Annotated in this window: 23 protein-coding genes and 2 pseudogenes; 14 read left to right on the top strand and 11 right to left on the bottom strand. The window is 64.7% G+C overall.

The genetic code is table 11. From position 1 onward, the window contains the following. Window positions 1–175: 175 nt before the first annotated feature. The 4 genes from AC1DY7_RS05465 (at window position 176) to AC1DY7_RS05450 (ending at window position 2,005) form a co-directional block, all read left to right on the top strand. A complete protein-coding gene (locus AC1DY7_RS05465) occupies window positions 176–748 on the top strand; it encodes an RNA polymerase sigma factor (RefSeq protein ID WP_477492630.1) in 573 nt (190 codons plus the stop codon). Beyond that, entirely contained in the window at window positions 745–1,203 is a 459-nt protein-coding gene (locus tag AC1DY7_RS05460) for a hypothetical protein (protein WP_477492629.1), read from the top strand. Before AC1DY7_RS05465 ends, AC1DY7_RS05460 begins: the two co-directional genes overlap by 4 nt. 119 nt (window positions 1,204–1,322) lie before the next feature. Then, window positions 1,323–1,673: an SgcJ/EcaC family oxidoreductase gene (locus tag AC1DY7_RS05455; protein WP_477492628.1), complete on the top strand. Its 351-nt coding sequence runs from the start codon at window positions 1,323–1,325 to the stop codon at window positions 1,671–1,673. Window positions 1,674–1,819: 146 nt separating this feature from the next. Continuing rightward, the gene (locus AC1DY7_RS05450) at window positions 1,820–2,005 is read left to right on the top strand and encodes a hypothetical protein (protein ID WP_477492627.1); all 186 of its coding nucleotides are present in this window, start codon (window positions 1,820–1,822) and stop codon (window positions 2,003–2,005) included. Between the two features lie 9 nt (window positions 2,006–2,014). On the opposite strand, the gene AC1DY7_RS05445 is transcribed toward AC1DY7_RS05450, so the two are convergent. After that, window positions 2,015–3,541, bottom strand: a complete 1,527-nt coding sequence (locus tag AC1DY7_RS05445) for a PucR family transcriptional regulator (RefSeq protein WP_477492717.1) — start codon at window positions 3,539–3,541, stop codon at window positions 2,015–2,017. A 102-nt stretch (window positions 3,542–3,643) separates the two neighbouring features. On the opposite strand from AC1DY7_RS05445, the gene AC1DY7_RS05440 reads away from it, so the two are divergent. Together AC1DY7_RS05440 and AC1DY7_RS05435 are read left to right on the top strand one after the other, a co-directional pair. Next, window positions 3,644–5,080 carry an APC family permease gene (locus AC1DY7_RS05440; protein ID WP_477492626.1) on the top strand — a complete coding sequence of 479 codons (1,437 nt, stop codon included), beginning with the start codon at window positions 3,644–3,646 and terminating at the stop codon, window positions 5,078–5,080. Continuing rightward, complete coding sequence (locus AC1DY7_RS05435; protein ID WP_477492625.1) at window positions 5,077–5,922, top strand: universal stress protein; 846 nt, start codon at window positions 5,077–5,079, stop codon at window positions 5,920–5,922. The genes AC1DY7_RS05440 and AC1DY7_RS05435 overlap by 4 nt, the downstream gene beginning before the upstream one ends. Here the strand turns inward: AC1DY7_RS05435 and AC1DY7_RS05430 are convergent. Further along, the gene (locus AC1DY7_RS05430; protein WP_477492624.1) at window positions 5,919–6,068 is read right to left on the bottom strand and encodes a hypothetical protein; all 150 of its coding nucleotides are present in this window, start codon (window positions 6,066–6,068) and stop codon (window positions 5,919–5,921) included. The genes AC1DY7_RS05435 and AC1DY7_RS05430 overlap by 4 nt on opposite strands. An 81-nt stretch (window positions 6,069–6,149) precedes the next feature. Here AC1DY7_RS05430 and AC1DY7_RS05425 point away from each other — a divergent pair, with 81 nt between their 5' ends. Then, entirely contained in the window at window positions 6,150–6,557 is a 408-nt protein-coding gene (locus AC1DY7_RS05425) for a GlcG/HbpS family heme-binding protein (RefSeq protein WP_477492623.1), read from the top strand. On the opposite strand, the gene AC1DY7_RS05420 is transcribed toward AC1DY7_RS05425, so the two are convergent. Together AC1DY7_RS05420 and AC1DY7_RS05415 are read right to left on the bottom strand one after the other, a co-directional pair. Next, a complete protein-coding gene (locus tag AC1DY7_RS05420; protein WP_477492716.1) occupies window positions 6,558–7,607 on the bottom strand; it encodes a dihydroxyacetone kinase subunit DhaK in 1,050 nt (349 codons plus the stop codon). It lies immediately after the preceding gene. A gap of 39 nt (window positions 7,608–7,646) precedes the next feature. Further along, window positions 7,647–8,153: pseudogene (locus AC1DY7_RS05415) on the bottom strand (DAK2 domain-containing protein); the annotation flags it as partial. 339 nt (window positions 8,154–8,492) lie between these two features. Here AC1DY7_RS05415 and AC1DY7_RS05410 point away from each other — a divergent pair. Continuing rightward, entirely contained in the window at window positions 8,493–9,413 is a 921-nt protein-coding gene (locus AC1DY7_RS05410) for a GGDEF domain-containing protein (RefSeq protein ID WP_477492622.1), read from the top strand. A 156-nt stretch (window positions 9,414–9,569) separates the two neighbouring features. Here AC1DY7_RS05410 and AC1DY7_RS05405 read toward each other — a convergent pair whose 3' ends face one another. Continuing rightward, window positions 9,570–9,935: a winged helix-turn-helix transcriptional regulator gene (locus tag AC1DY7_RS05405; protein ID WP_477492621.1), complete on the bottom strand. Its 366-nt coding sequence runs from the start codon at window positions 9,933–9,935 to the stop codon at window positions 9,570–9,572. Between the two features lie 166 nt (window positions 9,936–10,101). On the opposite strand from AC1DY7_RS05405, the gene AC1DY7_RS05400 reads away from it, so the two are divergent. Further along, window positions 10,102–10,503, top strand: a complete 402-nt coding sequence (locus AC1DY7_RS05400; protein ID WP_477492620.1) for a hypothetical protein — start codon at window positions 10,102–10,104, stop codon at window positions 10,501–10,503. Between the two features lie 216 nt (window positions 10,504–10,719). Next, window positions 10,720–11,148 carry a nitroreductase/quinone reductase family protein gene (locus tag AC1DY7_RS05395; RefSeq protein ID WP_477492619.1) on the top strand — a complete coding sequence of 143 codons (429 nt, stop codon included), beginning with the start codon at window positions 10,720–10,722 and terminating at the stop codon, window positions 11,146–11,148. Between the two features lie 429 nt (window positions 11,149–11,577). Here the strand turns inward: AC1DY7_RS05395 and AC1DY7_RS05390 are convergent, their stop codons facing one another. Further along, window positions 11,578–12,117, bottom strand: a complete 540-nt coding sequence (locus tag AC1DY7_RS05390) for an N-acetyltransferase family protein (RefSeq protein WP_477492618.1) — start codon at window positions 12,115–12,117, stop codon at window positions 11,578–11,580. Window positions 12,118–12,164: 47 nt separating this feature from the next. Continuing rightward, window positions 12,165–12,584 carry a DUF5313 domain-containing protein gene (locus AC1DY7_RS05385; protein WP_477492617.1) on the bottom strand — a complete coding sequence of 140 codons (420 nt, stop codon included), beginning with the start codon at window positions 12,582–12,584 and terminating at the stop codon, window positions 12,165–12,167. A 73-nt stretch (window positions 12,585–12,657) separates the two neighbouring features. On the opposite strand from AC1DY7_RS05385, the gene AC1DY7_RS05380 reads away from it, so the two are divergent. From AC1DY7_RS05380 to AC1DY7_RS05370, 3 genes and pseudogenes are all read left to right on the top strand, one after another. Further along, complete coding sequence (locus AC1DY7_RS05380) at window positions 12,658–13,035, top strand: ArsR/SmtB family transcription factor (RefSeq protein ID WP_477492616.1); 378 nt, start codon at window positions 12,658–12,660, stop codon at window positions 13,033–13,035. Further along, window positions 13,032–14,672: pseudogene (locus tag AC1DY7_RS05375) on the top strand (SulP family inorganic anion transporter); the annotation flags it as partial. The gene AC1DY7_RS05380 and the pseudogene AC1DY7_RS05375, both read left to right, overlap by 4 nt. Window positions 14,673–14,735: 63 nt before the next feature. After that, complete coding sequence (locus AC1DY7_RS05370) at window positions 14,736–15,179, top strand: FHA domain-containing protein (RefSeq protein WP_477492715.1); 444 nt, start codon at window positions 14,736–14,738, stop codon at window positions 15,177–15,179. A gap of 481 nt (window positions 15,180–15,660) precedes the next feature. On the opposite strand, the gene AC1DY7_RS05365 is transcribed toward AC1DY7_RS05370, so the two are convergent. Further along, window positions 15,661–17,109, bottom strand: a complete 1,449-nt coding sequence (locus AC1DY7_RS05365) for a DUF1254 domain-containing protein (protein WP_477492714.1) — start codon at window positions 17,107–17,109, stop codon at window positions 15,661–15,663. Window positions 17,110–17,114: 5 nt separating this feature from the next. Continuing rightward, the gene (locus AC1DY7_RS05360) at window positions 17,115–18,566 is read right to left on the bottom strand and encodes a DUF1254 domain-containing protein (protein WP_477492615.1); all 1,452 of its coding nucleotides are present in this window, start codon (window positions 18,564–18,566) and stop codon (window positions 17,115–17,117) included. A gap of 95 nt (window positions 18,567–18,661) precedes the next feature. Between AC1DY7_RS05360 and AC1DY7_RS05355 the strand changes: the two genes are divergently transcribed. Continuing rightward, the gene (locus AC1DY7_RS05355; RefSeq protein ID WP_477492614.1) at window positions 18,662–19,666 is read left to right on the top strand and encodes an AraC family transcriptional regulator; all 1,005 of its coding nucleotides are present in this window, start codon (window positions 18,662–18,664) and stop codon (window positions 19,664–19,666) included. A gap of 330 nt (window positions 19,667–19,996) precedes the next feature. Here AC1DY7_RS05355 and AC1DY7_RS05350 read toward each other — a convergent pair whose 3' ends face one another. Both AC1DY7_RS05350 and AC1DY7_RS05345 read right to left on the bottom strand, forming a co-directional pair. Further along, entirely contained in the window at window positions 19,997–20,581 is a 585-nt protein-coding gene (locus tag AC1DY7_RS05350) for an HAD family hydrolase (protein WP_477492613.1), read from the bottom strand. A gap of 1,096 nt (window positions 20,582–21,677) precedes the next feature. Continuing rightward, window positions 21,678–22,544: a maleylpyruvate isomerase N-terminal domain-containing protein gene (locus AC1DY7_RS05345; RefSeq protein ID WP_477492612.1), complete on the bottom strand. Its 867-nt coding sequence runs from the start codon at window positions 22,542–22,544 to the stop codon at window positions 21,678–21,680. Between the last annotated feature and the right edge of the window lie 264 nt (window positions 22,545–22,808).

Below are 22,808 nucleotides of genomic sequence, written 5' to 3'. Positions count from 1 at the left end.
GACGGCAACTCATGGTTAGTCGGGACAATCGCCCCGAACCGAACGTCGTCGCGGCGTGACGCATGACACATGCCCGACGCCCAGCTAAGAGTCGTGTCGCAGGCATAGCATTCTTGCCTGCATCACCGGAGTCCATATCCGGTCGGCGGCCAAGCGTAACTGGGAGCGAGGTGTGGTGAGAGCGCCAACCGACGGCGACCTTCGCGACGCCGATGACGAAGCGCTGCGGGTGTCGGCCGCCGTCGGTGACCGAGAGGCGTTCGACGCCATCGTGACTCGGTACGGCCCGATTCTGTATCGGTATGCGCGACGGATGCTGGCGTCGGAAGCCGACGTCGCCGACGTGGTCCAGGACACCTTCGTTGCTGCCTGGCGACAGATCGCCGGCTTCCGCGGTGCCTCCTCGTTACGGACATGGCTGTTCGCCATCTGCTACCGCAAAATCGTCGATACCCACCGACTCAAACGTGCCAACCCCGTTGAGGATTGGGTTCTGGAGCCTCTGGCGGGCCCGGACACCGCCGCCGACCCGTTCACCGCGGCGTCCAATGCCGCGTTCCTGGACGCACTCGAAATCGCGCTGGCCGAGTTGCCGGTGCGCCAGCGTGCGGTCTGGATGATGCGGGAGATCGAACTGATGACGTTCCCCGAGATCGGCGAGGTTCTGCAACTCAGTCCCGACGCCGTACGCGGGCACCACCTTCGGGCAACCAAGGCCTTGCGAGTTCTCTTAAGGAGGTGGCAGTGACAGCGTCAGATCCTTTCCTGCACCGCGCGGCCTCGTATCTGAGAACTGCGCCCGAGCCCGGGTGGGACACCATCAGCTCGAAGGTGCGCGCCGCCGTGCACGCCGCCTCCCGTGCCGGCTGGCCCATCCGGGCCTCGCGCGACATCGGCCACGGCGTGGTCTACATCAGCGATCACGCGCTGCGCAGCCTGTTGGCGCGGGAATTGCGGCGCAAATTCGTCTGCCAGCCCACTCGCATCGCCTTCACCTTGGAGGGCACGGTGCTGCGTGCCATCGACATCGACGTCGTCGGGAGTTACGGGACTCAACTGCTCGAACTCGGTGACGACATCCGGCGCACGGTGCTCGACACGGTCCGCCTGATCCTCGATGACCTCGATGACCATGGGCGCACCCCGTCCGGGCCCATCGACGTGACCATCAGCGACGTGGTCGACGGTGACCCGTTGGGCTGACGGCCGTTGAGTTGCTTTCCTTTGCAACGGTATTCACCTCGGAATTGCGTACCGATCCAGGCCGGTGGCCGACCGGCATTACGATTGCGCGAGTCGCTGTAAACGCAGACGGGGAGACCATGACCGCAGAGCACGTCGTGCGCGCCGAGATCGCCGCATGGAGCCGCAACGACGTTGACGAGGTCATGAGCCACTTCGCCGAGGACGCCACCTTCGACATCGGGCCCGACTGGCCGACGCTGGCCGGACGACAGGCCATCCACGAGATGATGACGGCCTTTTTCGCGCGCGGGAAATGCGTGGACCTCGAAATCCTGCACCTCGCCGTCGACGGTGACGTCGTGTTGATGGAACGGCGTGATCACTGGATCGTGGGCGGCGAACAGAAGACCTGGCCGGTCATGGGCGCATACCAGGTGCATAACGAAAAGATCACGGCTTGGCGCGAGTACTTCTACCCGCCGAAGTAGGCCTGACCTGGCACTTCGCCGGTAAGAACGAGTGAGTTGCACGGCATACGCCATCCCACGCGGACACGGCCGGGCCCGTAGACTTTCGGCATTGAATTCGCTTCATCGAAGACAGCGACAGCCGACAACGCCCGAAAAGGTTCGAGTTGAGCAACAGACTGTTTTCCGGCTTCGAAGATGCCGGATGGGACCACGCACCCTGGGACGACGAACCCTGGTTCTCCCCTGCCGAATTGGCGATCCTGCTCGATCCGGTTCTCTCGGTCGCCGAAGCCGCCGACCGCGTCGGCTGCGTCGAACGCGACGTGGTTGCGGTACGCCGAATCGCCTGACACTGAAGATCAGTTGGGCCCGCCACGCTCGCCGGCCAGCAGGGCGAGCAGCAGTTCGGCACGTACCCGGGCGACATCGAGATCGCAGCCCAGGAGTTTCTGCGCGGTCCTGATCCGGTTGCGCAAGGTGTGGCGGTGGACGCCGAGTGCCGCCGCGGCCGTCTCCCAGTGACCGTTGGCCTCCAGGTAGGCCCGCAGCGACACGACGAGACAGCCCTGCTGATCGCGGTCATAGTCGGCGAGCGGGGCCAGTGTCGTGTCGGCGACGGCGGACAAGATCGTGCGACTCGCCTCGTCGGAGAGCAGGGCCTGCCCGGCGGCAGCACCGAATTCGACTGGCACTCCGCCTCTTTGCGCCATCGTGCCGGCACGCCGGGCGTTCCGTACCGCGACGGTGAGGTCGTCGAGCACGTGCGGGCCACTCATTCCGACCCGCAGCGTCCGGCGCGCCTGGCCGGCCACCCCACCGATCAATCTGCTCGCGAAGTCGACACCGAGAACTCCCGGAATCACCGCCACCACGGCCTCGCCCGCCGCGTGGACGAAGCACTGATACCCGTCGCTTTCCAGTACCTCCACGCAAGCCCGGTGAACGGCGGCAAGCGCTTCCGCGGAATCGCCCTCTATCGCCACCACGCGTATCCGTCGGTGCTGATCGGCAACGCGGGTCAACAGCGACCACGCGGGCCGCAGGTCCGCGTCGGTGGCGAGCACCATGCTCAGCGCCGACGAATTCAACTGCCGCTGAGCCGCATTGAGGCGAGCAGGCTTGTCGAAGTCGAGGGCGAGCAGGGCGTTGGCGTGGCCGAGCAGCATCTGCTCCATGTGGCTGAGCGCGGCGCCACCGATGACCACCAGCTCGCCGTAGGACTTCGATCCCACCCGGATGCGTTGGTGGGCAACAGGAGTCGCCGTCCCACTCAAGGCGACGGTGGCCGTGCCCGCGTCAGCCCCCGACGACACCAGCGGGCGCAGCGCGTCGAGCAGCGAGGCAGCCGGGGGCCCGGGGTGGCACGCCACGACGTCGCCGGCGGTGCCCAGAATCAGGACCGTGGCGGCCAGCGAGCGGCCCAGTTCGCGCGCGACGGCCGGCGCTCCCCCGGTGATCGCCGCGCGGGTGAGGTGCGGCTGCGCCCGTGACACCCGCACGACGTCGTCGTATTGCAGCTCGGCGATCCGCGCGGTGACGGACTTGACCAGCGCGGCGAAGGGCGTCTCCAGCGGCACCTCGATCAGGGGCAGAGCGAGCTCGTCGGCCACCGCGACGAGGTCCTCGGGCACCGTGAGATGGGTCAAACCCGTCGCGAAGCCCAGGCCCGCCACCCCGCACTGGTCGAGCTCGCGCAGGTAGTCGGCACGCTCGGCGGCCGTGCCCGGAAGCCTGATCCCGGTCGTGAGCACCAACTCGTTGCCCGACAGCCAGCGCGCCGGATTCGCGAGTTCGGTGGTCAGCACCATGTCGATGGGACGGCCCACGCCGGCCGCACCGCCCCGGAGCCGGAGCGCCAGACCTGTCTGGGTCAGCACCCACGCCACGGAGACACGCACGAGGCGATTGTACGAAGTGGCGCGGAATCGTGGATGAAATGTACGAATCGGTGCGGATCCCAACGGTGTGGCACAGCGCACACTGCTTAGGTGCAGCAGACTTCCCCCCTAGCTCCCCTGGGAGGCGCGTCCGCCTCCCCGCGCCTGTCGCGGTCGCTCGGTCTGTGGGCGATCGTCGGCCTCGGCCTCGGTTACATGACCCCGATGACCGTCTTCGACACCTTCGGCATCGTGTCCGAAGAGACGAACGGGGTCGTTCCGCTCGCCTACATCGTCGCCTTGATCGCGATGGTCTTCACCGCACTCAGCTACGGGCGGATGACGCGCGTCTTCCCCTCCGCGGGTTCGGCGTACACCTATGCCTCCGAGGTGATCCACCCCAACGTCGGGTTCCTCGTCGGTTGGTCCTCGCTGCTGGACTATCTGCTCCTGCCGATGGTCAATGCGGTCATCGGCCGGATCTACTTCGAGTCGTTCTTCCCGGACACCCCGTCGTGGATCTTCGTCATCGTCTACGTCGCGATCGTCACCCTGCTCAACTGTTGGAGCATCAAGGGCACGTCGAGCATCAACGGTGTCCTCGTCGTCTTCCAGATCCTGCTCATCGGCATCTTCGTTGTGCTGACCTACATCTCGCTGACCAAGGGCCTGGGTCAGGGAACGGCGTTGACGCTCGAACCGCTCTACCACGCGGGTGTCGACATGGGCGCCGTCATCGCAGGGGCCACGGTGGTGTGCTTCTCGTTCATCGGGTTCGACGCGATCACGATGTACAGCGAGGAAGCCAAGACGCCGAACACCGTCCCCAAGGCGATCGTGCTCGCGCTGCTCATCGGCGGCGCCATCTTCCTGATCGGCGCGTGGTTCGCGCAGGCCGCCTTCCCCACCCTCGAGGGGTTCGAGGTCACCGACGACACCCTGCCCGAACTCGCACTCAAGGTGGGCGGCGAGTTCTTCAAGATCCTGTTCGTCTCGGCGGCGCTGGCGGCCATGTTCGCGTCCAGCCTGTCCTCACACGCCAGCGTGTCCCGGATGATCTACGTGATGGCCCGCAACGGGACGGGCCGGATCCCACGATTCCTGTCCTACATCCACCCGAGATTCCTCACGCCGCTGCACGCGGTGCTGATCGTCGGCGCGGTGTCACTGCTGGCCTTCCGGTTCACCCTCGAGTTCGTGTCGTCGATGATCAACTTCGGTGCCCTCATCGCCTTCACCATGGTGAACCTGACGGTGTTGCTCTACTTTGCCGTGCACCTGAACAAGCGGCACACGCCGATGGAGATCTTCACCAACATCGTGCTGCCGATCATCGGCATGTGCCTGACCGCCGTGCTGTGGCTCAACCTGCACTTCGACGCGCTGCTCGGCGGTGCGATCTGGTTCGCCATCGGCTTGGGCCTGCTGCTGTACATCACCCGTTTCCTGAGCAAACCGATGACGATGAAGATCGAGGAGGAGACCCTCGCCGACGAGGGCACCCCGATTCCCCACGTGGAGCACGGCAAGAAGGGTGAGTCCCAGTGAAGCTCGTCGTGGGCTACCTCGCCACCGCCGGCGGCGCCGACGCCATGGCGCTGGGTGTCCGGCTGGCCCGCACCCTCGGCGCCGACCTGGAAGTGCGCCTGGTCCTGGCTCCCGATGACGTCACCACTCCCCGCGTGACCTCCGACCGGTACCACGAGGTGCTGGCCGAGCAGGGCTCGGCGTGGCTCGCCGAGGCACTGCGCCTGGTACCCGACGACATCAAGGCCGACGGCCAGGTCCTCGTCGAGGAGTCGGTGGCCGAAGCGCTTGGCGCTGAAGCCGTTCGGCTCGACGCCGAAGCCGTCGTGGTGGGCGGATCGGGCGGCGGTCTGGCCGGCAGCCTGTCGCTGGGCGCCCTGGTCGACGAGCTGCTGCATTCCGCGCCGGTTCCGGTCGCGGTGGCACCGCGCGGCACGCGCCATTCCGAGGTGGACCGCGTCCGCTCCGTCACCTGCGCCATCGGCGACCGGCCCGGCGCCCGCCGCCTGCTCGACGCAGCGGTGCGGACCAGCACGGCGACGGGAGCGCCGCTACGCCTGGTGTCGCTCGTGGCGCTGGATCAGCACGGCGGGGCGGGCATCGAGGCGGCCCGCGAACATGCCCGTGCCACACTGAAATCCGCAGAAGCGGCGTTGCCGGCGGGCTTCGCGGTGACTGCCGTCGTCGCCGACGGCACCACCATCGAAGCGGCCGTGCAGGAACTCGACTGGAGCGACGGCGACCTGTTGATGCTGGGCTCAAGCCGCCTGGCGCCGCCCCGCCGGCTGTTCATCGGTTCCACGGCCGCCAAGATCCTGCGCGTCCTCGAGGTGCCGATCATGGTGACACCCGGCGAGGATTAGCCGGCGTTCTTGGCCGACTTACGCTCGGCGCGCTTGTACTTCACCAGGGCGACCAGAGCCTTCGGGTTGCGGGCGAAGGCGACCGCGGCCTGCCGCCCCAACGTGACCTTCTGCTTGAACGTCAGTTGCTGCTCTGGTTGCGTCACTGGCTCTCCTCTGTTCACGATTGAGTTCGAACAATAGCGTGCGCAATCCGCGACCCTTGAGACCGTCCATGGAGGACTCCTGTGACCCTTCCCGTCGCCCGGGCATTCGAGATGGTGGCCGCCGCCCATGAGGAGGCTCGGCGCCGGTCGGTCCGGGTGTCGGCCGCCGTCGTCGACGCGGGTGGCAATCTGGTGGCCTTCGGGCGCATGGACGGCGCGGAGATCGCCGGTCCCACACTGGCTGTCGACAAGGCGTACACGGCCGTGTCGAACAGCATCGCCACCAGTGAGCTGGCCGTGCTGGCCGCGCCCGGCGGCGAACTGTTCGGTCTGCACGCCAACGGCAACGGCCGGTTCGTCATCTTCGGCGGTGGCATTCCCGTCACCGCCGACGACACGATCGTGGGCGCGGTCGGCGTCAGCGGGGCGAGTGTCGCCGACGACGTGGCATGCGCGCAGGCCGGTGTCGCCGCATTCGACCGCGATTGATCAGCGACCCCACCGCAGCGCGGCGGTGTGCACCGGGGCATCCCACCATCGGGTCAGCTGGTCATCGAGCGTCATCAGCGTGAAGGATGCGCCTGCCATGTCCAGACTGGTCACGTAGTTGCCGACCAGGTTTCGGTCGATGCTGATCTGCCTGCGAGCCAGCTCATCGGCCAGGTCGTTGAACAGCAGATACAACTCCATCAGCGGGGTCGCGCCGAGTCCGTTGACCAGTGCCAGCACGCGGCTTCCCGCGCCGAGCCCCAGATGGGTCACCAAAATCTCGGTCGCCTCGGCGACCAGGTCCGCGGCCGGGCGCAGGCGATCCCTGCGCCGGCCCCGCTCGCCGTGGATACCGACACCCATCTCGATCTCGTCCGGGCCCAGCGCCAGGATCGGGCCGGCCCCCGGGGGCGAGCTCGACGTGAGTGCGATTCCGAAACTCGCACTGCGCTTTACGACGTCCACCGCGGCGGCGTGGACCTCGTCCAGCGACCCGCCGGCTTCGGCCACGGCACCGGCGATCTTGTGCACGAACAGCGTCGCTCCGGTGCCGCGCCTGCCGACCGTGTGATCGGATCCGTCGACCGACACGTCGTCGTCCACGAGCACGCTGGCGACCTCGATCCCTTCGGCGCGCGCGGCGTCGGCCGCGAGGCGGAAGTTCAGCACGTCGCCGGTGTAGTTCTTCACCACGTGCAGCACCCCGCCGCCGGTGCCGGCCGCACGCGTGGCGGCCAGGATCTGGTCGGTGCTCGGTGAGGCGAACACCGCGCCGGGCGCCGCTGCGGCCAGCATGCCCGCGCCGACGAATCCGGCGTGCAGCGGTTCGTGGCCCGAGCCGCCGCCCGACACCAGACCCACCTGACCCGAAGCCTGCGGCGTCGCGCGGCGGATGATCTGCTCGGCGGGATCCCAGCTGAGCAGATCGGGTATGGACCGGGCCAGGCCGGACAGGCTCTCCAGGGCCGCATGCGCGGGATCGTTGAGGAACTGCTTCGTCTTTCCGCTCGCCGCCGCGGGTACGTCACCGGCCGGCTCGAGGTCGCTCAGATCGGGGACCTCGACGCCGGCGGCGCGCGCCAGCGCCGCGGCGATCTCCGCGACCGCCACCGCGCCCGGATCCGGTTCTCCGACATTGCGTTCGGCCGAGTACACCGCGCGGCCGCGCCTGGCCACGTACTCCCGTGTCGCCCTGGCGCCGTCGGCGGCGGCCTTGGCCGCGTCGGCGTACGCCCCGGCGCTGTCGCCGCCACGGTGGCCGATCTGGGTCACGGCGGAGGCGGCCGGCAGCAGCGCGTCGAGCAGGGTCTTGTCACCCGCGCCGCTCTTGCCGTAGTCGGCGATCCCGGCCGCCGCGGCGGCGAGCATCGCACCCGCGGTCGCGACGCCGATGTCCTGCACGGTGCCCGCCGCGGCCCCGGCCCGGTCACAGGCGACCGACAGCAGCGGTCCGGAGCTACCGCCCATTTCGCGGTTCAGTACGGCGCCGACGGCGCGCAGGAATGCCTCCGGGGACGAACGATCGAGTTCCTCCCACTGCGCCCGGACGCCCTGAGCGCCCCGCGCCACGCTGCTGCCGAAGTCGCCGTCGCCCACGGCAGCGTCGAGCCGATCCCACTCGACCCGGCGGGCCAGCGCGGTGTCCACGCAGGTTCGGATCAAGGCTTCCAGTGCTTTCCAGCTCACCCCGGTCACGTTACGGAGGAGTGCCGCCCGGCGTGGCCCTGCGGCCCTAGACCTTTGGCTGGACTACTTGTCGGTGCCCGGGTGTTGGATGTGCGTAGTACGCGAGGGATGTTGTTCGGCGCTGCACATGTCGCCGATTTCCCATTTGACGGCCAACTCAGCGACGGGCAGGTTAGCCTCATGCACCGCCTCAATTGGCTAGCCGGGGCGCACGCTGCCAGAAGTGGACAGAAGCAGCGAGCAAGGCTGTTGCGTATCTATCTGGCCGCGACCACATTCCTCTATGTCTACGGGGTGGTGTTCACCCTGTTTCCCGTACGCACCGACATCACCTACGGCGATCCCACCGGCGGAATCATCGCCGTCATCCTTGGAATCGGTGCGCTCGCCTACCTGGCAATCAGGCCCGTGCGAGGCGTTATGGTGGCCACTGTCGCCGCGGTCGCGGCGACTCCTATCGTGATGGCATTCCACGTCTCGATGACCGCCGAATATGTCTGCCTCATCGCGCCCATGTTCTTGGCCATGTACCTACGCGCCTTCCACCCACCCCGCCAGGCCTGGACACTCATCGCCGCGCTGACCACCGCGTGCGTCGTCGCCGTCGCCGTTGCCCCCGCACCGCACGTCGGCGTCATCACCTTTCTCATCATCCTGGTGGCGATCTCCGCCGCCGCCGAGTCCTTTGGTCTTCTGATCCGCGCAATGTTCGCCGCAGCGTGTACCGATCCGCTGACGGGCCTACTCAATCGGGCGGGATGGGAGATTGCCACCGCAGACTTGCTCAGACGCTGCCGAACCCCCGTCCCGGTGACGGTCATCGCGCTCGATATCGACGGACTCAAGATTCTCAACGACACCTACGGCCACACCGCCGGCGACCGCCGCATCACCGAGTACGCCCATCTCTGGCAGAAGGCCTTGTCTCGGGGCACGGCATTGGCACGCCTGGGCGGAGACGAATTCGCCATCTGCATCGTCGGCGCCGGACCTGAAGCGGTCCACGAAATCCTTCGCACCATCGACGACACCACACCCGCAGTCAGTCACGGCGTGGCCACCCAGGACTCAACCGAAACCGACATCGCCGAGCTGTACGCACAAGCTGATGCCGCGCTCTACAAAAGTCGCGGACGCCCCCTGCAAGACGATTCCGGCGTCGAACGCTAGTCATCGGACTGCCTGCGGGGGTTGCCATCCCGCAGGTGTGGGTCGGGTCGGCCAGCCGTGCGCTTTTCGCCTGGTCGGTATCGACGGGGTCATGGTCGGGGCGCTGCGCCGACCACCCTCTGCCACGGATCTCCAGTCGGCATCACCCTGAGTGGACTATTTCGATTTCTGCTGGTCCGGAGGAAGGTCGATCCACTCGAGCGCCCATGCGTTGAGGTGCAAGAGGACCTCACCCAATGCGGTCCCCATGTCACTGAGCCGGTACTCGACTCGGACCGGTGTCGTTGGATGCACGATCCGGGTGACGAGGCCACCGGCCTCCAGCTCCTTGAGACGCTTGGACAGGGTGCTGTCAGTCAGTTCCGGAATGACCGCGGAGATATCGCTGAAGCGCTTGGGGCCTGTCACGAGTGTTCGAAGGACGGTGCCCGCCCAGCGCTGATCCAGTAGGCGCATACCGGCAGCGAAGTAGGGGCAATACGGCGCTACCGCGACTTCTTCGCCGCCGTCTGACTTCTGCACGTTGCACGACATCCCTTCGTACGAACACTTGAATCATCAAAGCCTATAAACTAGTTTATTACTAGTTGCTAGTGAAACACTAGTCCGATACGTTGGTGGTTCACCGTGGGTCTCCTCCATCGACGCGATGCTCGTGCGATCCCACAGCCTGAGAAAGAGAATTAGCTTGTCCGACAACAACTCTGCAACGTTCAAATCGTCCATTCCCCTGAAGCTGTTGATCACTGGCCGCCTTGTCGTCGCCGCAACTCACCTCTTCACCCCAAAGCTCGTGGCTCGGATCTTCGGTATGAGTACAGGCGGCACTCCGGCGGTCGCCTATGGACAGATGTTCGGTATCCGCAACGCCGCCCTCGCGCTTGGACTGATAAAGCTCGACAGGTTCTCGTCGCCAGCGGATTTCATCAGACTCAACATTCTGATGGACGCGGTCGACGCCGTCGCGTGGATGGCGGCCGGCCGGCGAAAGGAAGTCACCGGCGTGACGGCGGTGATGGCGCCAGGAGTGGCGTTGTCGGCCGTCGGCGCCGGTACGGCTGCGCTCTTACTCGGGCGGGCGGCCCGCTGAGACGCCCAGTTTCACACGCCGCCCACTGAACGTATGGGCGACTGGACGGTGGCTGTCGCACGATTCATGCAGCACCAGAGGAACGTCGACATCACGACCATGACCGCGCATCAAGAACCTTGTTGAGAATCGACAGGCGACAACAGTGCGTGAAAGAGCGCAATGGCACATTGCACTACCGAAGGACTCGACATTACGCCAGGAAAGGGCCTGATCATGCCGAATACCAATGACGACAAGACGCTTCGGAAGTTTCATAGAGAACGTCTGATCGGCCGCTACGTGCTCAACCCGGTAGTCAAAGGGTTGAGCAAGCTGGGGGTGCGCACTGCCATGGCTACCGAACTGGAGACCATCGGCCGCAAGACCGGCAAGGTGCGCCGGATTCCGGTGACGGCGCAGTTCGACAGCACTGGGGCGTGGCTGATCAGCCAACACGGCACCCGCTCCGGATGGGGCAGCAACATTGTCGACAACCCGAAGATCCGTTTGCGCCAAGGCAGGCAGTGGCGTACCGGGGTCGCGACGTTGAGACGCGATGACGACGTCGTCGCCAGGGGCCGCAGCCTGGGCCGGCTCGGGTACAAGGTGACGCAGGCGCTGGAAACCACGCCCATATCGGTACGGATCGAGTTCACCGACTAGCTGCACTACTCAACCTGGCTGCTTCACCGATTGGTGCTCGGTGACGACCGTGGCGTTCGCGGCAGGTTACCCACAACCCTTCTCCGCCGACACCACCCCGCCTCCCCCACCAAGGAGACACTTCGCCCGATAACTAGAAGCCTCGTTGAGGCTATCGGTTCTCGAGCTTGGTAAGTGCTTGTTGTACCGGGACGTTTCGCGCGAGTGTCGCGTCCATGATCGGACCGGCCACGCCTCGGAGCGCGGCGACCGGCCGCCAACGTCCAGGCACCGTGATGCTGGATCGCCGCCCCTCCAGCCCATCTGCGATCGCAGCCGCTGCAACCTGCCCAATTGCGCTCATTCAGCGCAATATCCAGACAGTGGAATAACGTCTGTTAGCCGACGGGGATAGGCAGGAGCCACACACCTGAACGAGCACAAGGAATCTCACGGCGATAATTGACTATCTTCGCGGACTTCGATAGTCAACTCATACTTGATCTCGCTGATGTACTTACCGCCAACGAAATCAGTTCGCTCTGATCCTTCAATGATCCAGCCGGCACGCGCATAGAAACGCCGGGCGCGGACGTTCGTCGATAGCACCCATAGATATGCTGAGCCGTACCCCGCTCGGTGCAACTGCCGGCAGGCAGCGGCCAACAGCGCGCCACCCACGCCAGATCCCCAGTGCGCGGGGTGTACATATAGCGACCAGATCTCACCGAACTGGTCGTGATCGTGTTCCCTTGATCGTCCGAGCGTGACGTACCCACATACGACGCAGTCATTAACGGCCACCAGGGTGTAGGGACCGTTCACTGGGTCCATCTGTTCGAAATGGTAGCCCCGGGCGCGATCCTCGGGCCGCAGCCGGTCAAGATACTTCTGTGCCATGAGCCCCGCGTAGCCCACCTGCCAGGAGCGGACATGCGCGTCCGCGACCGCCAGCGCATCGGCAGGCACCGCGTCCCTCACGTTCACCATGAACGCACGGTGCCACGGCCGGGCCGTGTCTTGATCCGGAACACGGTTTAGGCGTCGTAACTGACGGTGGAGCCGGTGCGGGGACCGTACCGTCGTTCGTAGGCCTCGTGAATGTGCGCATTCTTCTCGTGTGAGATCGCGTCGATGAGGCTGGGATCCAAGCCGTGTTTGGTGAGCATGTGGCGGCGCCAGATCTTGTTGAGGGCGTGTGAAAAATATACGAACGGCAGGAAGATCGGCAGTGTCATGCTCGCGTGCAGGTATAGCGACATAGGGATCAACCAGATCGGCGCGAGGATCAACACCGCCGGGATCGCGACCCGAATCATCATCCGCCTCGTAGCTCCCGGGCCGGCCAGATCATGGGCTACCCAACCACGCATGAAATCAGGCAAACGGCGGCCGTAGCAGTACCCGACGTACTGCACCGGCCTCGGTTTCATCGCTGCGGTCTTGCCCTTGGACATGGGGCTAGGCTAGCCCACGATATGATGGATTGCGAATTCACTCAATCCAGAAAGTACGCAAGGGGTGTTCATCGTGGCTGACAGCGTGTTGGAGGGTCCCGAGCGGCCGCTGTATGAAATCAAGGCCAACCTGTTCAAGGCCCTGGCCCATCCAGCCCGCATCCGGGTCCTGGAAATCCTGTCCACCACCACCGAGCCCACCCCGGTCAGCGCGATCTTGGCCAATAGCGATATCGAAGCGACCGTGCTCTCCCAGCACCTGGCCGTGCTCAAACGCCACCATGTCGTCAGCGGTCACCGGGTGGGCAACGCGGTGTACTACCGACTAGCGCACCCGAAGATCGCTGAACTGCTTGTCATTGCCCGAACGTTCCTGGCAGACACCCTGGCCACTCACCGCGATCAGCTCGACGCCGTCAGCTCACTACCCCCAATCGGCGCCCACCGATGATCAGATGGTGCGACACCATAATCTCTGGATTGCTCCCCCACCGCGACGACTACGCGGGCCTGACCCGCTCATGGCGCCGTGACGCACTGGCCGGGGTCACCGTCGGCGTCGTCGCGTTGCCGCTGGCACTGGCATTCGGGATCAGCTCCGGGGTCGGCGCGGCCGCCGGGCTGGTCACCGCCGTGGTGTCCGGGGTAGTGGCCGCAGTGTTCGGCGGCTCCCACGTTCAGGTCTCCGGCCCCACCGGGGCCATGGCCGTCGTTCTCGCTCCGATCGTCGGGCAGTACGGGGTAGGCAGCGTCGCACTGGTCACCGCCGCAGCCGGGTTAATCGTGGCGGTCGCAGGTATCACCGGTTTGGGACGGGCGGTGACGTTCATTCCCTGGCCAGTCGTGGAAGGGTTCACCCTCGGCATCGCCATCATCATCTTCCTGCAGCAGATCCCAGCCGCATTCGGAGCCGCTGTGCCGCAAGGGAAAACGCCGCTGTTTAGCGCCACCGCTGTCCTCATTGGTATCGATCCAGTCACAGCGGGCCCGGCGCTGATCGTAGCGGCGGCGGTGGTGGCGTTGATGCTGATACTGCCGCGACTACACGCGGCGATCCCCGCGTCGCTGCTGGCGATCACTGCTGTCACGGCCGTGGTCGTGGGGCTGGGGTTACCGGTCGCCCGGATCGGGGCGCTACCCTCGGCGCTGCCCGCCCCAGTGTGGCCGCACGCTGACCTGGCCACCATGCATAACACGGCCGGCGCAGCAGTGGCGATCGCCGCGTTGGCGGCGATCGAATCGCTGCTCTCAGCGCGCGTCGCCGCGACCATGTCCGCCACCGGGCCGTATGACCCCAACCGGGAACTGTTCGGTCAAGGGCTGGCCTCCATCGTGTCTGGGGCGTTCGGCGGGATGCCCGCCACTGGGGCGATCGCACGCACCGCCGTCAACGTGCGATCCGGAGCTCAGACCCGGGTCGCCGCGATCGTGCACTCGGCGCTGTTGCTGGCGGTGGTGTATCTGGTCAGTGGTCCCGTCGGGGCGATCCCGCTGGCGGCGCTGGCGGCGATCTTGATGGTCACCGCGTGGCGGATGATCGCCTGGCACACCATCACCCGAATCATGCATTCGACCCGCACCGATGCCCTCACTTTCGCACTGACCGCGCTGGTCACCGTGTGTTTCGATCTGATCCAAGCCGTCGAAATCGGAATTGCAGCAGCTGCCGTATTTGCGCTCTATCTCCTGGCCCGGCGCAGCAGCGTCACCCGAGAAGAGCTGCCCGGTCCGCCGCAGCCCGGTGACGAGCAGATCGCGCTGTTGCGCCTAGATGGCGCCATGTTTTTCCTTGCCGCAGAACGTGTCTCGTCAGTAATCATCGATGGGCGCCAACCTGACACCACGGTGGTGATCATCCGGCTGTCCCAGCTCGGGATGCTCGATGCCACCGGCGCGAACACCTTGTCCCGGATCATCGGCGAACTCGAATCCCGCGCCATCACCGTCATCATCAAAGGTGTTCAGCCCGAGCACCGAGATCTGCTCACAAACATCGGCATCCTGGATTCTCTGCGCCACGCAAACCACCTCGTTGACACCCTCGATGAAGCCGTCACGCACGCCCGCACCCACACCCGATTACAACCCGTCTCAGCACCGGTACCAAGCCTCGCCATAACCCCTGGCATCTCCCTGCAAAAGGAACCCGACATGCACCACAGCGAACACGCCCACGCGCTTGGCGACACCGCCCGCACCACCGCCGTATACCGGGAACCGCACGACAGCAGAGCCGAATCCGCCGCGTCGCCCACTCGGGACGCAACCGGGGACTGCATTCCGGGCTCGGGAGTGTTGACCATCACCGGCGGCCCCCACACCGGGGCCCGGTTCCTCCTGTCCGGCGACGTCACCGCCACCGGACGACACCCAGACAGCGAGATGCTTCTGGACCACATCACCGTCAGCCGCCAGCACGCCCAAATCCGGTGGCTCGACAACGACTACTGGATCATCGACTCCGGCAGCCTCAACGGCACCTACGTCAACCTGGTCAAGATCCAATCCATCTCTTTGACCCACGGCGATAGCATTCAAATCGGCACCTTCCGGCTCACCTTCACCTGCCAATCCCCTTCGGACGCCACCCCGTAGCCTCTACAGCGACCTGGCTAGGCGCGTCGATGTCGTCGCGAAATTGGCTGAACGCAGATGGGAACTCCATCGCGAGTCGGCCCTCTCGACGCGTGCCGCCCTGGGCCTTACCGAATTCCACCTAGGGCACCTTCGGAAGCAGCACGACTCGACCCGGTTAAGGACTGCGCTCGAAGTTGTTTAGGCAGCACTGTTGCGCCGGAGGTGGCAGCCAGCCACAAACCTCACCGCAATTCAACGGAGGCCGAACCGGGTCCGCCTCATGTCCGGATAGTCGGCCTCTCCGTATGTCTGCCGCTGCTTCTTGTTCCGGTCACGGAAGGCGACCCGACGAAGGGCGGCCGATACTGGCGGCTACGCATTCAAAACCGTTCTCCCGCATAGTTTCATTCGGAGTATGGACAAGCTGAGGTCCTGCGCATCCTTGCAGTCAACCAGACTGATTCTCAGCCGCGCCGCGCATCCGGCTGCTGCAGTGGTGTCACGGAATGCGCTGCGGCAACGGTGCCTTCCATGTGCCGTCGATCGCCGCCTTCTCGGGCCAGTACAGCCGTTCGACCAAGACGAATGGACCTTCCGGCGCCGGTAACCAGTTGGATTCCTTGTCCGCCCCTGGTGATTCCTTCTGGACGTAGAAGGTGTAGCCGCCATCGGCATCCTTCTTCAGCTTGGGCAGCATCGGCGAGTTGATCAGGTACCGACCGATCGGATTGGCCACCAGCAGGCTCTCGGGCAGTCGGTACATGGTGATCGACCAGAAACCCTTGACCGGCGGAAGCTGCCCTGGAGCGAATCGGTAGGTGTACTTGTTCGCGCCATCCAGCGCCGCACCCGCCGAATCCTGGCGGAAGATCGGATACATCGCCTCGGCGGCGTCGTTGCCGTAGATGCCGTTGATCGCGCCGGCCATCCGGTACAGGTAATTGGTTCCCATCACCTGGCGGGTACCGAACATCTGGGCCGAGGTGACTTCACCCTTGTCGACCTTCGCCTGCAGCTGGTTGTACTCGGTCCAGGCGTCATTGAGGCCGTCCTGGAAGGCCTGCTGTTGGTCGGCGGTCAGCGTGCTGATGTCGAGCTTCTTGTCGGTGCCGACTCCGATCGACGCGAATTTCGCCCGGAGCTCCTTCTCCGAGTCCAGCACCGGCACATACTTCAGGACGAAGTTGAGCGTCTCGAAGAACTTCGTCGACTTCTTCTGCTCGTCCGGACTCTGCGGAACCATGAAGTCGATCGCGGGCGGTGTCGCGGGCGCCGCAGTCCCGAGGAACTTCGACAGCGGTTCCACTTGGTAGCCGGCCTGGATCGCTTTCACGTTGTCGATATCGTTCGGGCTGAACAGCTGGGTCCGGTACAACGCGAGCACGAAGTCGGTCTCGGCGTGCAACACCTCGTCGATACCGGCAGGCTTCTCGCCCTTCCAGTTCGGACCCGCCAGCAGGTACTTCCCCGCCTTGTTTCCGGTGCTGCGGCTGCCCAGGTAGGCCATGTTGTACGTGTACCCGTCGATGATCTGCACCGAGTAGTAGCGGCCGGCCTCCACTTCGGGGACGGTCAGCACCAACGGTTCCGCGCGGAGGTCCGCGCCCAGCGTCGAATAGGGGGTGTCCGAGTTCGGGGTCTGCACCGCGGTGTCCGCGGGTGTGGCGACGTGAGCATCGGAGTGCAGGGTGTTCCACGGACTGCGGAACTGCGAGCCCTGCTTGTCCTGGAAGTAGGCGTACTGGATCCGGTAGCTGTCCACCATCGGATATCCGTAGATGTACGCCTGTTTGGCGATATCCCGGATCTGAGCGGTGGTCGCCACGGTCTGCTCCTTCGAATCCTTGCCCGAATCCTTGCCGCTACCGCAGCCGGTCAACGTGACCGCGAGTGTCGCCGCGGCGATGACCGCCGTCCCAAGCAGCCACGAAACATGTCTTCTCACAATCACATTCACCCGACCTTCTGCGGCACCGGCGCCTGCCACGTGCCGTTCAGTGCGGCTTCCTTGGGCCAGTACAACCGTTGCGTCAACCGGAACGGTCCCGTGGGCGCCGGTAGCCAGTTGGAAACCTTCTCCGGGCCGGGCGTATCCCGCTGCACGTAGATGGTGTGGCCGCCGTCGGGATCGGCCTTCAGCTCGAGCAGCATCGGCGAGTTGATCAGGTACCGGTTGATCGGATTGGCCACCAGCAGGCTTTCCGGCATCCGGTACATCGTCAGCGACCAGAACGCGTTCACCGGCGGCAGCTGTCCGGGCGGATAGCGATAGGTGTACTTGTTGGCGCCGTCGAGTGGGGCTCCGGTCGAATCCTTCGAATAGCTCGGGTACATCGCTTCGGCCTTGTCATTGCCGAAGATCCCGTTGATGGCGCCGGCCATCCGGTACAGGTAGTTGGTGCCGAGCGTCTGGCGATTGCCGAACAGGTCACCGGGCGGGATCTTTCCGCTCTCCACCTTGGCCTGGATCGGATCGTATTCTTTCCAGGCGTCGGTGATCGCCCCTTGGAACGCGTCCTGCTTGTCCTTGCTCAGCGATGCGATGTCCAGCTTTTTATCGGTGCCGATGCCGATCGAGGCGAACGTCGCGCGCAGGTCCTTCTCGGTATCCAGGACGGGCGCGAACTGCAGAACGAAGTCGAGGGCCTCGAAGAACTGCGGAGACTTGCGCTCTTCCTCCGCGGTCTGCGGAACGACGAAGTTGATCGCGGGTGCGGCGACCGGCGGCGGCTTGCCCTCGAACTTCGACAGCGGTTCGGCTTTGTACTCGGCCTGGATCACCTTGACGTTGTCCAGGTCGGCGGGCCCGAGCAGCTGGGTCCGGTACGCGACGAAGGCGAATTGGGTGTCCGACCGAATCACCTTGTCGATCCCGGCGGGCTTCTCACCCTTCCAATTCGGTCCAGCGAGTAGGTATTTGCCGGCGTTGTTTCCGGTCGTCCGACTACCCACGTAGTCGAAGTTGTACATGTACTGGTCCATGAACTGGAGCGAGTAGTAGCGCTTCGCGTCGATGGTCGGAACGCTCAAAACGTAAGGCTCCGTGCGTAAGTCGGCTCCAAAGAAGCTGTACGGCGTGTCTGAGTTGGGGGTCTGAATGGCGGTGTCCGCGGGGGTGAAAACCTGCGCGTTGGATTGCAGCGTGTTCCAGGGCGCCTTGTATTGCGGATTCTGCTTGTCCTGGAAATAGGCGTACTGGATCCGGTAGTTGTCCACCATCGGGAAGCCATAGATGTACGCCTGCTTGGCGATCGCGCGAATCTGCTCCGCACTCACGTCTCCGGTCGGCGCGCTCGAAGTCTTGTCTGAACCCTTGTCACCGCCGCAGGCGACCGCGGTCAGCGCCATCGCTGCGACGCCCACCACGCTCAACGACCGTCGCCGCCAAAGCCGCTTGTTGTCCATCGCTGTCCCCTTCTATCACCCGAGCCCCGACCATCCTTGCCGAGCTATCAGCGGTTGTCTTGACTTTCTTGGACATCTTCTTGATTGTGATGGACATGCAGTTGATCCACGGATCATCGCTGGTGGGGTTCAAGGGGCTCGCCGCCGCCCATGGGGGCGACCCGGCCGCGTTGCTGGAATTCGCCGGCATCGATCCCGCCGATGCCGGACAAAGTGACCGCTGCATTCCGTTGCGCAATGCGGTCGCCGCGGTCGAAAGCGCAGCCGCGGTACTCGGTGTAGACGACTTCGGGCGCCAGCTCGCGCAGCGGCAGAGCATCGACATCCTCGGTCCGGTCGGTGTCGCCGCCCGCACCGCCACCACCGTGGCCGAGGCGTTCACCATCATCGACACCTACATGAGCGCCTACAGTCCAGGCATCACCGCCCGCATCCACCCGCACACCGACGAGGCGCTGTGCCGGTTCGAATTCGACTTCCTGCTGCGCCCGATGCCACCACAGGCCCAGGCCATCGAACTCGCCCTCGGCGTCACCCTCCGGGTGCTGCACCTGTTCCTGGGCACCACCTACCGAGCCGTTTCCGTGCACCTGCCCCACCCCGCGCTGGGTACCAGAACCGACTACCGCCGCTACTTCGGATGCCCACCGCACTTCAACGAACCGTTCGCCGGATTCACCCTGCGCACCGACGACTTACAGCGCCCGCTCAACCACGATCCGCTGGCCCATCAGCTCGCCTTGCGCTACCTGTCCAACACCCGTGCCGAACACGCGACCGGCTTCACCGACACCGTGCGCGGCATCATCCGCCAACTCCTGCCCACTGGTGAGCTGACCGCCGCACTCATCGCCCGCCAATTCGGCATCCACCCCAAGACGCTGCAACGACGCCTCGTCGCCGAAGGAATCACCTTCGGCAAGTTGATCGATCAAACCCGCCGCGAACTCGCCCGGCGCTTGTTGCTCGACACCGACCTGCCGCTGGCGCAGTTGTGTCGCCAACTCGGCTACGCCGAGCAGAGCGTGCTGACCCGAGCATGCAAACGCTGGTTCGCCATGACACCCACCGACTATCGCAACACCCGCATCGCCCCCTAACCTCCCGCGGCAAGTCAACGACAACGGGCAGCGTCGTTCAACGATGCGCTCCCACCCAGCCCCAATGAACTCCACCCGGGCCACTTCAGTCCGCCACAACGGCTCCTATCGTGGTGGCACCCCGCAGGCAGCCGGGACGACACGACCGAGGACCGCTGAGGATTTCTGTTTCCGGAAGTTGCTGCGGTTCGGCATCCCGCCTTGGATGCTGTAAATCTCACGGCGCTGGTGTCCAGAAGGGTGCTGGAGAGAGCACTTCACCGTCCGGATTGCCCGCCAGTCCGGTCTCGCTCGCATCCTCCGACACCTTTGCTGCACAGTACAATCCGGCTAGCCGCAGTTGCACGGGACGCCCGCGGCGCGAAGCGCTGCGCGCAGCCCCGGCACGCCGGCGAACAGGTGAGTGGGCATCCCGAGCTTGCTGGCTCCGCTGAGTTTGGCCGGCGAGTCATCGGTGAAGAAGACCTCGCCAGCCGCACAGTTCAGCGCCTCCAGCACGTGCGTGAACGCCTTTTGATCGGGTTTGGCGTAACCGATGTCGGCGGAATTGAAGATCGCATCGAAATGCTCGGCGACTCCCGACTCTGCGAGCTCGGTGGCAATGGTATCGGTGCCGTTGGTCAGTACCGCCGCCGACACCGGCGCGGCGCGGAGTTCGTCAACGAGGCGGAGTACTTCATGATCAATCGATGGTCGCAGCCGTGACCACTCAGAGGCCGCCACCACGTTGCCTATTCGGTCGCCGATCATGTGTATCCACTGCGCACGGGTGATCAGACCGGTCGTGACATCATCGAGTAGCGGCTGACTGAACGCCACCTCCCCGAGGACGCCAGCCCTCAGTCCATGACGTTCCTCAACGCCAGCGGCATCGCGCGCGTCGAAGTGCCGGATGACACCATCGAGATCGAACAAGACAACCGCGATCACGATTCGACGCTATCGTGCGCGATCCGGGCAACAGCACCCGCCACTGCATGTAGCGCTCAGGCCAATTGCCGAGAGCTCATTCGAGCCCTCAGCTAACTCCCAGATATCGCCTACGGATTAGCCCGCGATCGCATGCCGCGTGGAAGTTGCGCCATGAAGATTGCCGACAGTCTTTGCAAACCAAAGTTCACCACGAGTCATACAAAATGGTCAGGACATCGCCAGATGCGAGGTCAGTTGGATTATCGGATCGCCAACGCACATGCCTCGGTGCTGAGAGAATCTGCGGCTTTCTTTCGATGACAACGAAAGGGGTGAGAAGCTGAACTCAAATACACGTTAACTATGACGTCTGAGTCGACCTACGACTGAGCCGCGCATATGTATTCCACGTCACACCAGTGAAACTCGGCGCGCCACACGACGCGTTGGCGGGTAGCCAATCCGCTGCGAACTGTGCAACAGTATGCCCGTATTGTCCTGTTGATGTGTGCGGCGCCGAGCGGGGCGCTTCGATTTCTGGGCGATATAGACCTTTCTCCTCATATCGGTTTACAAAGGGGTGCTCAATGTTCAACAAGTTGCGTAGCTGGTGGAACAAACCTGTCATCAGTCCTCTCCCAGCCATGCTGGAAGACCGGATGGCCCCACAAGAACTTGCGCGGGAGAGTCAGAAGCCCGCCCTGCGTTAATTTTGGCTCGTTCCCGCGAAGTCGGAGTATGGCAAACGTGGTGTGCAGCGGCGCAGCTGCGACTCCCGCGGCGCACGACAATCCCGAGCTGGCTCGGCCTGTTGACCGCGCTGAGGGAAAAAACCCAGATCCAGCCGCTAAGCGCCGCGCCGCGGACATGCACGTCACAGCGATGAAACTGTCAAAACGATTGGCGTGCAAAGCAGTTGAGCTTCCCCGATCCACCTGCGCCCGCACCCCTATCCCACAGACACCCGCCGCCAACCCTGACGCGGGACTGAGGGCCACGCTGCGCGGACAACGGTATTCTCGGGCCCACGCGAATCGCAACGCTCCGGCGCGCCGGTAGGTCCGGAACCCGTGCACCCGAGACATCAGGACAACGTGTATCACCGTGCCGGATGGGGACGCAGCATCGCGATGACGGCGGCGACAGCTCGGGGCTCGCCGACGGTCTCGGGCAGTCCAGGTTGTGGGTACCGTCCCCACAGCAATAATGTGCGCACTGCAGGATGGCACTGCACCACTGGATGGGTCGTGTCGTGTGCAGCCAGTTCGATAGTAGTGACGGGCCCTCCGGTCACCGCGATGTCGGCAGCGCCGGGTGAGCGCAGGATGATGGTTTCGTGTTCGCCTGCGCGAGGCGGGAATACGTTCGGCTGCATGGCAGCAACAGCCGTGGCAGCGTGCACAGCTAAACGGGAGTCGCTCAGCGCGTGGATGCTAGTTTCGTCGTTGCCCACGATGTCCCAACGATGAATGATCAGTTCGCTCTCACTGTGCAACACCAGCGTCGCAGCGTCCAGCAGCGCACCGGTGAACGCCACGCGGCTGGTTGGTCCAGCCTGTGACAGCCGCTCCACCGCGACAGTAGCTCGTAGCGCCTGCCGAAAGAACGCCCGGCGTAATTCTTTTGGCGGCAGCACACGATACGGTGCCTCACGTTCTTCGAAGTCACGCGTCGGCCGGATCGGCGCCCCGGCGAGTGAATCCTCGACGAGGTCGGCGATCTCGGCCGAGCCGGCGGCCACATGAGCAGTCAGCTCGTGCACCGTCCATCCGGCACACCGAGTCGGCGACTGAGGATCAGCGCAATGTAGCGCTTGCACGAAGGCAATAAAAGCCTCCGAAGCAGGCGGTTTGACCGGTCTCAGCAGCCCCACGGAACCGGGCAGCGCGGCAAGTACCCACGCGCATGTCGCCTGAATGCTCGGCCGCCCAAGGGCCGCGATCATCGATGTGTTCACGCGACCCACGCAATCACCTCAGCTCCGCCGCCCGCTGGCGGCTTTCCGACTTCACAGTGCGGATCTACTTGTCCGGAACAGATTCGGGCAGCTGACGGGCCTGACCAGAACACAGGTTCGCGCCGATGTGGCCGCCGCACGCTCAACACGGTGGGTTGCCCTACCGCACACCGTGTTCGCCTCAAGCATGGCCCAGCGCAGCCCCGCTATAGCTCGTTCGCAGCTTCCTCGTCCTGGAAGTGGACGTGCCGCGACGCCATATGACCATCACGC

Source organism: Mycobacterium sp. P2_H7 (assembly GCF_056403275.1).
The sequence above is the reverse complement of the archived record's forward strand: the minus strand, read 5'-3'. Positions and strand labels throughout refer to the sequence as shown.

Excerpts from the sequence above, each read along its gene's own strand:
- AC1DY7_RS05455 (WP_477492628.1), top strand. The coding sequence starts at position 1,323 with ATGACCGCAGAGCACGTCGTGCGCGCCGAGATCGCCGCATGGAGCCGC.
- AC1DY7_RS05395 (WP_477492619.1), top strand. The coding sequence starts at position 10,720 with ATGCCGAATACCAATGACGACAAGACGCTTCGGAAGTTTCATAGAGAA.
- AC1DY7_RS05390 (WP_477492618.1), bottom strand. The coding sequence starts at position 12,117 with ATGGTGAACGTGAGGGACGCGGTGCCTGCCGATGCGCTGGCGGTCGCG.
- AC1DY7_RS05385 (WP_477492617.1), bottom strand. The coding sequence starts at position 12,584 with ATGTCCAAGGGCAAGACCGCAGCGATGAAACCGAGGCCGGTGCAGTAC.
- AC1DY7_RS05370 (WP_477492715.1), top strand. The coding sequence starts at position 14,736 with ATGCACCACAGCGAACACGCCCACGCGCTTGGCGACACCGCCCGCACC.
- AC1DY7_RS05360 (WP_477492615.1), bottom strand. The coding sequence starts at position 18,566 with ATGGACAACAAGCGGCTTTGGCGGCGACGGTCGTTGAGCGTGGTGGGC.
- AC1DY7_RS05355 (WP_477492614.1), top strand. The coding sequence starts at position 18,662 with ATGCAGTTGATCCACGGATCATCGCTGGTGGGGTTCAAGGGGCTCGCC.